This is a genomic window from Collinsella sp. AF19-1LB, assembly GCF_003459655.1.
GTDB lineage: Bacteria > Actinomycetota > Coriobacteriia > Coriobacteriales > Coriobacteriaceae > Collinsella.
Genome location: NZ_QRWO01000008.1, coordinates 70,752 through 78,390, shown reverse-complemented (window position 1 = coordinate 78,390; position 7,639 = coordinate 70,752). Strand labels below are relative to the sequence as shown.

The window sequence follows — 7,639 nt, the reverse complement described above, 5'->3', positions numbered from 1 at the left end:
ACACATGTATGTCAATCTTGGTCTAACAGAGCCTTTTTTAATCCCCGTCCCAGAAAAATCATCGGAGTGGCTAAATAGCCTGAATTGATAAAGCGATTTAGCAAAAACATCGCATCTGACCTGCATTCTTCTTGTAGTGGTATCTTCATAAGGTAACCAACTTTACCTACCGTTTACCGCTAGTTTTAGCACGTTTACCAAACCGCGCACCCTCTGCTCAAGCCTGCCCAAAACCCGCCGTATAGTTCCCTCACGGCCCGCATCCGGCGGGTCGATTCGTTACCACGGTCGTGCGCGTAAGCGCATGGAAGGGGAAGTATCGTGAGCGATTGCAAGAGGGTTTACCGTTTTGGAACCGACGCCCAGGGCACCTGTGTCACCGAGGGCGACAAGTCCATGTACTTCGTGCTTGGCGGCAAAGGCGCAAACCTTGCCGAGATGAGCCGCATCGGCCTGCCGGTTCCCGGTGGCTTTACCATTACCTGCCAGACTTGTGTCGAGTACTCCGGTGCCGGCAACGTGTGGCCCGAGGGCGCACTCGATGAGATCGTTGCCGCTGAGGCCGACCTCGAGGCCCGTTGTGGCAAGAAGCTCGGCGACGCCTCCGACCCGCTGCTCGTGTCGGTTCGCTCGGGCGCTCCGTTCTCCATGCCCGGTATGATGGACACAGTCCTCAACCTGGGCCTCAATGACGATTCCGTTCAGGGCCTTATCGCCCAGACGCAAAACCCGCGTTTTGCCTGGGATAGCTACCGCCGCTTTATCCAGATGTTCTCCAACGTCGTCATGGGCGTCGACGCCGACCTGTTCGAGAACGCTCTGACCCAGGCACGCTTGGTCGCCGGCGTTCGCGTCGATTCCGAGCTTTCGGCCGAGGACCTGCAGGGGCTCGTCGAGACCTTCAAGGGGATCTTCTCCGACAACGTCGAGGCCGCCCTGTACCCCGAGCTCGAGGTCGCTGACGGCAAGCCCGTCTTCCCGCACGACCCGGAGCTCCAGCTGCGTCTTGCCATCCAGGCCGTCTTTGGCAGCTGGATGAACGAGCGCGCCTGCATCTACCGCAAGCAGCATGGTATCTCCGACGAACTCGGCACCGCCGTCAACGTTCAGGCTATGGCCTTTGGCAATAAGGGCGAGACCTCCGCGACCGGCGTCGCCTTCACGCGCAACCCGGCCGACGGCACCAAGGAGTTTTACGGCGACTTTCTGGTTAACGCCCAGGGCGAGGACGTCGTCGCCGGCATCCGCAATACCGAGCCCATCGCCGACCTCAAGACCACCCCGGGCCTCGAGTCTGCAGGTGAGGAGCTCGAGCGCGTGTTCCTGACCCTCGAGGATCATTATCGCGATATGTGCGATATCGAGTTCACCATCGAACAGGGCAAGCTCTGGATGCTCCAGACCCGCGTGGGCAAGCGTACCGCCACGGCCGCCCTGCGCATCGCCATCGAGATGGTCGAGGAGGGCCTGATCACGCGCGAGGAAGCCGTGGGGCGCATCGACCCCGCACAGCTCGATCAGCTCCTGCACCCGCAGTTCGATGCCTCCAAGAAGTATGAGGCACTTGCTACCGGCCTTAACGCCAGCCCCGGTGCCGCCGTGGGCGAGGTTGTGTTCTCGAGCGATGACGCCGTTGCGCGTTCCGCCGAGGGTCACAAGGTTATCCTGGTTCGCTGGGAGACCAACCCCGACGATCTGAAGGGCATGGTCGCTGCCGAGGGCATCCTCACCAGCCATGGTGGCAAGACGAGCCACGCAGCCGTTATCGCCCGCGGCATGGGTACACCCTGCGTCTGCGGTGTCGAGCGCTTCCACATCGACGCCGCCGAGAAGGTCGTGCACATCGATGGCAGCGACCGCGTACTGCACGAGGGCGATGTCATCTCCATCGACGGTACCCAGGGCATCGTCGTCGATGGCGCTGTCGATTTGGTCTCCGCTGAACTCACCGGCGATCTGGACACCATCCTGTCCTGGGCCGACGAGATTCGCCTGGACGAGACCTGTGGCCACGCCAACCATGTGCGCGTCAACGCCGACAACCCTGAGGATGCCGCACTCGCCCTCGAGTTTGGCGCCGAGGCCATCGGCCTGTGCCGCACCGAGCACATGTTCCTGGGCGATCGTAAGAACATCATCCAGAGCTTCATCCTGTCCGACGACGAGGCCGTGAAGCAGCAGGCCCTGGCCGACCTGCTCAAGGTCCAGACCGAGGACTTCCTAGCCATGTTCAAGACCATGTCCGGTCGCGATGTGGTCGTTCGCCTGCTTGATCCGCCGCTGCACGAGTTCCTGGATAATCCTCGCGAGCTCGAGGTCGCCATCACCAAGAAGGAGGCCGCCGGCGCTCCCGAGGAGGAGCTCACTGCCCTGCGCGCCCGCCTACGTCGCATTGACGGCATGGTCGAGTCCAACCCCATGCTGGGCTTGCGCGGCGTGCGCCTGTCCGTCGTCTTTGGCGATCTGCCGCTCATGCAGGTCCGCGCCGTGGCCACGGCTGCTGCCCGCCTTATCAAGGATGGTGTCGACCCACGCCCCGAGATCATGGTTCCGCTCGTTTCCATCACGGCAGAGCATGTCCAGACCCGCGAGGTCATTGAGCGTGCCATCGCCGAGGTTTCCTCCGAGGAAGGTGTCGAGCTCAACATTCCCGTGGGCACGATGCTCGAGCTGCCGCGCGCCTGCATGGTCGCCGACGAGATCGCCCATCACGCAGATTTCTTCTGCTTTGGCACCAACGACCTCACCCAGACGACCTTCGGCTTCTCCCGCGACGATGCCGAGGCCAAGTTCATTCCGCTGTACCTGCACAAGAAGATCCTGAAGGACAACCCCTTCGAGACCATCGACACGGCGGTGCTGGAGCTCGTGCGCTTGGCCGTCGAGAAGGGCCGCGCCACCAATCCCGACATGCACTTTGGCGTGTGCGGCGAACACGGCGGCGACCCCAAGTCCATCAAGGGCCTGTTTAACGTGGCCGACGTGGACTATGTGTCCTGCTCGCCCTACCGCGTGCCCCTCGCGCGCCTAGCTGCCGCCCAGGCCAAGCTCGAGGCCAAGCGTTCCGCCTAGCGTTTAGCGTTTAGACGCCTAGCGTAGCCCCCCCTCATACCGCCCGTCTCATTCGTGAAGCGGGCGGTTATCATGTGCGGGTTTTGTCTTTTTGTCTGCGCAAAAAATTGTTCTTGCAGCAGAAACCCGCGCGTGTATACTCGAATACGTTTGTTCAACTACGTGCCGGCCAAGGTGGTACGGCACCTCTAGAAGAGTAAGGAATTGCACATGGATTACATCCGCGCAATCGAGCGTCAGCAGATCCGCGAGGACATCCCGCAGGTCCGCGTTGCCGACAACGTCAAGGTTCACTACCGCATTAAGGAAGGCGACCGCGAGCGCATCCAGGTTTTCCAGGGTGACGTCATCCGCATGGCCGGCGCCGGTGCCCGTGAGACCTTCACCGTCCGCAAGATTTCCTTCGGTGTCGGTGTTGAGCGTACCTTCCCGCTTCACAGCCCCAAGATCGCCAAGCTCGAGGTCGTCCGTCATGGTCGCGTCCGTCGCGCCAAGCTGTACTACCTCCGCGACAAGGTGGGCAAGGCTGCTCGCATCCCCGAGAAGCGCTAAGAAGATCGCAGCGTCTGTCCACTCGTTTGGACAAAAGGGTCACCTTCGGGTGGCCCTTCTTTTTATCTGATTTGCATGCAAGGAGGCCCCGATATGGCCAACATGACGAGCTCGGTTTCGGCATCGCAGGTTGCCGGCGAGCTGGCGAGCGCCACGTTTGAGGAGATCCCCGCCCTCGTGGAGCATTATCGCGAGGATCCGCGCCAGCAAGTGATCAAGGCTTGCGAGCGCGCCCTTAAGCGCCATGCCAAGGAACTTGCCGAGCGCGAGCGCGTCAACGGTATGTACGAGCTGATGCACGAGCTCGGTGGGGATGGCGTGGTCGTGGGTGTCGACGAGGTGGGTCGCGGCTCGGTGGCCGGTCCTTTGACGGTGTGCGCCGTGTGCCTTCCCATGGAGCCGCGCGTCTGGGGCATCAACGATTCCAAAAAGCTCACGCCGGCGCGCCGCGAGCTGCTCTCGGTGAAGATTGCCGAGGTCGCGACGGCGATTGGTTTTTGCCATATCGCGCCTGCCGATATCGACGATATGGGCATGGCCCGCGCCATCCGCGCTGCCGTCGCGGGCGCCGTGGCCGATACGGGGCTCGAGCCCGATTGCGTGCTTATGGACGGTAACCCCTTGGGCGCCGTTCCCAACGAGCGCGACGTGGTGAAGGGCGATGCCAAAATCGCCTGTATCGCCGCGGCGTCCATCATGGCCAAGGTCACGCGTGACGAGATGATGGTCGAGTACGACGCCGAGTACCCCGAGTATCATTTGGCCGAGTCGAAGGGCTACGCAAGTCCCGAGCACATCGAGGCGATTCGCAAACATGGACTTTGTCCGCTGCATCGTGTGAGCTTTTGCGGAAACTTTCTGCAGACTGAGCGCCTTTTCTAGGCCAATTGTGGAGACAGGGACCTCTGGCGTTTTATAAACCTGCTGGTAGCGGGCCGTGTGCAACGTGATAGTTGCGTACGGCCCGTTTTTTGTCGGTATTTGGTCAGCTTTTGGTTTGTTTCCGGTACTTACCCGCATGAAAGGCGCCCTCATCATCGGGGCAATGCAGTGTGCGGGAAAGGAGACCCCATGTGTGCCGCAAGCAAAAAGAGCAAGACGCAGCAACTCAAGGAGCGCTGGGAAGACGGCGAGCTCGACTGCGGGGCGATTACGCCCGAGTTTATCAAGGGGCTCAGTCCCCGCGAGCTCGGCATGCTGGGCGAGCTGATCACCATCGATTACTTTAACGAGCGTGGATACACCTTGTTGGAGCAGGGCTATCGTTGCATTGAGGGCGAAGCCGATCTGGTGCTGCTCGATGAGCTCGATGATGTCGTGGTGATGGCCGAGGTCAAGACGAGACGCGTCGCCCTGGATTGCACCACGCGGGTCTTTCCCGAGGAGGCCGTGGACGCCCAAAAGCAGCGTCGGTATCGCCGTATCGCAAGTTACTATCTCATGGAGCACTATCCGCTCAGGTCGATTCGCTTCGATGCCGTGGGCGTCACCATCCGCGGCGGGCATATCGCCGAGATTGAGCACCAGTACAATGCGTTCGATTGGCAGGTGTCGTGATGGCGTTTGAGACGTTTGCCGTACACGCGGCCTGTATCCGCGGCGTCGAGGCAATTCCCGTCACCGTCGAGGTTTCGCTTGCCGGTGGCGTTCCGGGCATCCAGATGCTCGGCATTCCGAGTATGGAGGTGATGGAGTCGCGCGGGCGTATCCGGTGCGCTATGCGCTCGGCAGGCTTCGAGATCCCGCGCTCTGGCATTACCGTCAACCTGGCACCCGGCGATATTCGCAAGACCGGTAGCGGCTTTGATCTGCCCATCGCCATCGCGGTTCTGGCGGCCGATGGGCAGATTCCCCGTGACAACCTCGATCGCTGCCTTATCGCCGGCGAGCTCGGCTTGGACGGTACGGTGCTTCCCGTCAAGGGCGAGGTGGCGTTTCAGCTATTGGCGCGTGATATGGGGCTGTCCTTTATCGCCGGCAGGTCCGATCAGCATGTGCCGCTCGCGGGCGTGGATTGTGGATTCATCGATCATTTGTCTCAGCTTGCCCATGGCATGGGCGAGGCGGCTCGGCACTATCTGGATTCCGAGGGCGTCGAGGCGACCTTTGAGCCCGAGCTCGACTATGCCGACGTACTGGGGCAGGAAGTCGCTAAACGCGGCATGGCGCTTGCGGCGGCAGGAGAACTCGGCTTGCTCATGATTGGGTCCCCGGGATCGGGCAAGACGATGCTTGCGCGCCGTATGACCGGCATCCTGCCCGAGCTTTCCATTGAGGATCAGCAGGAGGCGCTGTGCATCCATTCGGTCTTGGGCGAGAACATCGATGGCTTATTGGCAGGTCATCGGCCGTTTCGAAGCCCCCATCACAGTATTTCAACGGCGGGTCTCATTGGCGGAGGACGCCCGGTGCATCCGGGTGAGATCAGCCTGGCTCATGGCGGCGTGCTCTTTTTGGACGAGCTTGCCGAGTTTCCCACGGGTGTGCTGCAGACGCTGCGTCAGCCCATCGAACGCGGCTATGTGAGGATCGTACGCGTCGACGGGGCCTTTACCTTCCCGTCGCGCTTTCAGCTGCTGGCCGCGAGCAATCCCTGCTCCTGCGGCTTTTTGGGCGATCGCGAGGTGCCATGCCGCTGCTCGGCATCGATGGTGGAGCGCTATCGGGCAAAGCTGCGCGGTCCTTTAGCCGACCGTATCGACATGATGATCGATGTGACCCGTCCCGACCCCCAAGTGATTATCGAGGGTGCGGAGGGTATGTCGTCGGCCGAGTTGCGTGACTACGTTGTGCGCGGTCGCGCCTTTCGCGCCTGGCGCGAGTCCCGTATGGACGATGCGGATGCCGAGGTCGAGGATGACGAGACGCGGTCCATTGACGGCGTCGTTTCGACCTTTGAGCTCGATGATGCGGCGGAGAAGTGTGTGCTCGGCCTGTCGAAGCGCACGCATCTCACGGGCCGCGGCATCGTGCGCCTGGTGCGTATCGCACGTACCATCGCCGATGTCGCCGAGAGCGAGCAGGTGACGCAGGATCACGTGCTCGAGGCGGCGATGTACCAGGGAAGGAGGGACCAATGATGGCCGAGGGGACCTTCGAACTGCATCCAGGTGACGCGTTGTATCCAGAGTCCGTTTTGGAGCTATCTGATGTACCCCAGACGCTCTTTGTGCGCGGCAACCCCGAGGTGCTTTCGACGCCTGCGCTCTCCATCATCGGCGCGCGCAAGGCCTCTCCGTATGGTCTTGCCGTGGCAGAGCTTGCGGCAAAGATGGCGGTCGAGGCGGGAGTGACGGTTGTTTCGGGCGGCGCGGTCGGTTGTGACCAGGCCTCGGGTTGGGCTGCGGTCAACGCCGGCGGCAAACACGTCGTGGTGCTAGGGACGGGCGCCGACGTGGTTTACCCGCGTTCGAGCGCGGGGCTTATTACTCGCACGCTCGATACGGGCGGCGCGATCGTGTCGATCTCTCCGTGGGGCATGGGTCCGCGCAAGTTTGCCTTTCCGCGCCGCAATCGCGTGATCGCGGCCCTGTCGCAAGCCCTCTTTGTATCCGAGGCGGGTATGCCTTCCGGGACGTTTTCTACAGCCGAGGCTGCTATGGATTTGGGGCGCGAACTTCTTGCCGTGCCGGGGTCGATCCTATCGCCCGAGTCGCGTGGCACGAATTACCTCATTGCGAACGGTGCCTGCTGCATCATCGACGAGGAATCTATCGAGATGGCTATCTCACGCATCTACGGCACCCTGCGCTACTCGCGCCCCGATGCTCCCGGCATTGCCGACCTGGATCCAACGCAGCAGACCGTGATGCATGCGCTCATCGCCTCTCCGCTCAAGGTCGATGACATTGCGGCGCTCGTCTCGCTTGATGCCGTCGGCGTACTTAAGCTCCTGGGTTCGCTTGAGCTCGAGGGCCTTATCGAGCGCATGATGGATGGAAGGTATGCGCCCTCCAAGTTTGCCCTTCACGCCCAGACGCCCTTCGGTCACAATGGAAAACGTGTCAATTAGAAA

The 7,639-nt window shown here is 61.7% G+C and carries 6 protein-coding genes; all 6 read left to right on the top strand.

What is annotated here, in order from left to right:
* The first annotated feature begins 321 nt into the window (after window positions 1-321).
* On the top strand, window positions 322-3,072 hold the full coding sequence (gene ppdK, locus DWX39_RS03675) for a pyruvate, phosphate dikinase (protein ID WP_117758537.1): 2,751 nt from the start codon (window positions 322-324) through the stop codon (window positions 3,070-3,072).
* 210 nt (window positions 3,073-3,282) lie between these two features.
* Window positions 3,283-3,624, top strand: a complete 342-nt coding sequence (gene rplS, locus DWX39_RS03670) for a 50S ribosomal protein L19 (RefSeq protein WP_117583231.1) — start codon at window positions 3,283-3,285, stop codon at window positions 3,622-3,624.
* 93 nt (window positions 3,625-3,717) lie between these two features.
* Window positions 3,718-4,506: a ribonuclease HII gene (locus tag DWX39_RS03665; RefSeq protein ID WP_117583230.1), complete on the top strand. Its 789-nt coding sequence runs from the start codon at window positions 3,718-3,720 to the stop codon at window positions 4,504-4,506.
* A gap of 189 nt (window positions 4,507-4,695) precedes the next feature.
* Window positions 4,696-5,181, top strand: coding sequence for a YraN family protein (locus DWX39_RS03660; protein ID WP_117758536.1), 486 nt, complete (start codon window positions 4,696-4,698; stop codon window positions 5,179-5,181).
* Window positions 5,181-6,704, top strand: coding sequence for a YifB family Mg chelatase-like AAA ATPase (locus DWX39_RS03655; RefSeq protein ID WP_117758535.1), 1,524 nt, complete (start codon window positions 5,181-5,183; stop codon window positions 6,702-6,704). Before DWX39_RS03660 ends, DWX39_RS03655 begins: the two co-directional genes overlap by 1 nt.
* Window positions 6,701-7,636 (top strand): DNA-processing protein DprA, encoded by a 936-nt coding sequence (locus DWX39_RS03650; RefSeq protein ID WP_369832162.1) that lies wholly within the window; start codon window positions 6,701-6,703, stop codon window positions 7,634-7,636. The genes DWX39_RS03655 and DWX39_RS03650 overlap by 4 nt, the downstream gene beginning before the upstream one ends.
* Window positions 7,637-7,639: the final 3 nt, after the last annotated feature.

Excerpts from the sequence above, each read along its gene's own strand:
- rplS (WP_117583231.1), top strand. The coding sequence starts at position 3,283 with ATGGATTACATCCGCGCAATCGAGCGTCAGCAGATCCGCGAGGACATC.
- DWX39_RS03655 (WP_117758535.1), top strand. The coding sequence starts at position 5,181 with ATGGCGTTTGAGACGTTTGCCGTACACGCGGCCTGTATCCGCGGCGTC.
- DWX39_RS03660 (WP_117758536.1), top strand. The coding sequence starts at position 4,696 with ATGTGTGCCGCAAGCAAAAAGAGCAAGACGCAGCAACTCAAGGAGCGC.
- DWX39_RS03665 (WP_117583230.1), top strand. The coding sequence starts at position 3,718 with ATGGCCAACATGACGAGCTCGGTTTCGGCATCGCAGGTTGCCGGCGAG.
- DWX39_RS03650 (WP_369832162.1), top strand. The coding sequence starts at position 6,701 with ATGATGGCCGAGGGGACCTTCGAACTGCATCCAGGTGACGCGTTGTAT.